The organism is Bacillus sp. SRB3LM, assembly GCF_015712745.1.
Classification (GTDB): Bacteria; Bacillota; Bacilli; order Bacillales; family Bacillaceae_G; genus Bacillus_A; species Bacillus_A thuringiensis_K.
Genome location: NZ_VWVQ01000071.1, coordinates 1 through 1827 on the forward strand (window position 1 = coordinate 1; position 1827 = coordinate 1827).

The window sequence follows — 1827 nt, forward strand, 5'->3', positions numbered from 1 at the left end:
AAGAACAAAATAGAGCGAAAGAAGCCAAAAACAAAACCTGATAAACAAGATAAGCGAGATTGGAAATACCCAGCTAAGCTGAAATGAAAATTGTGCAGAGAAAGTGAGGTGATAGGTACATGAATAGAAAAGAATTTGAGGATACCTTACAAAATTTTTCTTTCTTTTTAGCTAGTCGTGGAAGAAAAGCATCCACAATTAAACGATATGTCTATGATATTGAGGACTTTGGAAGATGGCTGCAAACATCGAATCGTTTTCAAGAAAAGAACTTATGGAACAAGATAGATAAAGAAGATTTTGAAGCCTATTTTCAGGAACTCATATACAAACGAAAGTATGGAGAGAAAACCATTCATCGCATTGCAGTCGTGTTAAAGAAATTGTATCAGTTCTTGGATATTCCAAGTCCTATTGTAGAAATGCAGGGAATCACTCCACCGAATCGGGCCCTACGCAAGGAGGACTTTATTACGAAGGAAGAAAAGAAAAGGCTGAAAAACATTCTTTCCTCTTCTGAAGGATTATCAGAAGAACAACTTTCCGTTCGACCGCTTCTCATAGATCGAAATGTATCCATCCTATCACTTCTTTCGGATTATGGGCTCACACTACAAGAACTCGTATCGTTACAGATGCAACAGGTGCACTTTGGAAAGAACATGATTACTGTTCTACATAACAAAGGGACAGAGAGAAGGATCATGTTAAAGGAAGAGGATAAAATACGTTTATTTACGTACTATAAAACGATACCTGAACCAGTTCGTCCGAGATATCACAGTACAGATCCGTTATTGGTTGCATTTGATTTTAAACGAGGGACATTTCGTTGGGTGTATGACAATGATGTTCCGAAAGCACTAACAGCCATTGCTGTACAAAAAATGATTCGATTAGAAGTAGCCAGAGCGCAACTGAGAAAAGGAATTTCCGCACAGCACTTACGGAATACCTATATTCTACGCTGTCTAGAAAGAAATATGTCTACAGAGGAAGTCATAAAAAGAACAGGATTCCTTTCTCATCTATCAGTAAAGCGTTATGTAGAATATGCAAATCAATATTCACATGGAGAATAATTTGAAAAGAATCCCTTTTTATGCATACTAAAATAATATAAGTTTATCTTTAAAATGTAACAATTGAATCTTTTGTGATGGAGAAATAATAGTCGTCACATACCGAAAACCCGAGTACTTTCAATATATTACTTTTATATGGGAATCTGCTGAAAATAGAATCGTAGAACAGGAAGCATACGAAAAGCTCCCTGACTTGTTATACAAATCAGGGAGCAAAAGGTAGTACAGTATATCGGTTACACTAATTATAACATAACTGGATTCATTCGGCCTATTTTTTCTGAATATTCATTTTTTCAATATTAGTTATTCAGGTTCAGATGACTCTAAAGAATCATCTAACCTTGTGAAAAAGTGTACGGTACACTTTATTTGTCTAAAATATGGCGTATTTCCGACAGTTCCATATTTGTAAACTTCGCAATATCTTCGATATCCATGCCATTTTTATGCATACCTCGAATAAGCTGGATTTTCCCTTTTTCCATCCCTTCTTCTATACCAACCTCACGTGCATGTGCTAATTTCGCTTGTTCATCAAATAACACTTTTTCGCGTGCTTCATATGCAAGGCGGAACGAACTGCTCTGACTCATATTTTCCCATTTGTGGATGGCCTTCTGTAACATTGGATCTTGTTTCATGGCGATATCCTCCAACGTGTGGGTTAAATGTTCATCTTCATGCGCTGGTAGTAAAAGTAACCAACGAGCGAATTCATTTTCCCACGGATTAATTTTTT

At 36.4% G+C, this 1827-nt stretch carries 2 protein-coding genes; one reads left to right on the top strand and one right to left on the bottom strand.

Annotation, left to right across the window (positions count from 1 at the left end):
• The first annotated feature begins 119 nt into the window (after positions 1–119).
• Positions 120–1082: a tyrosine-type recombinase/integrase gene (locus F3I02_RS21055; protein WP_196477583.1), complete on the top strand. Its 963-nt coding sequence runs from the start codon at positions 120–122 to the stop codon at positions 1080–1082.
• A 371-nt stretch (positions 1083–1453) separates the two neighbouring features.
• On the opposite strand, the gene F3I02_RS21060 is transcribed toward F3I02_RS21055, so the two are convergent.
• A partial coding sequence (locus tag F3I02_RS21060) for an Rpn family recombination-promoting nuclease/putative transposase (protein ID WP_196478381.1) occupies positions 1454–1827 on the bottom strand: 374 nt, incomplete at its 5' end.

Coding starts and splice junctions, on each gene's coding strand:
- F3I02_RS21055 (WP_196477583.1), top strand. CDS start 120: ATGAATAGAAAAGAATTTGAGGATACCTTACAAAATTTTTCTTTCTTT.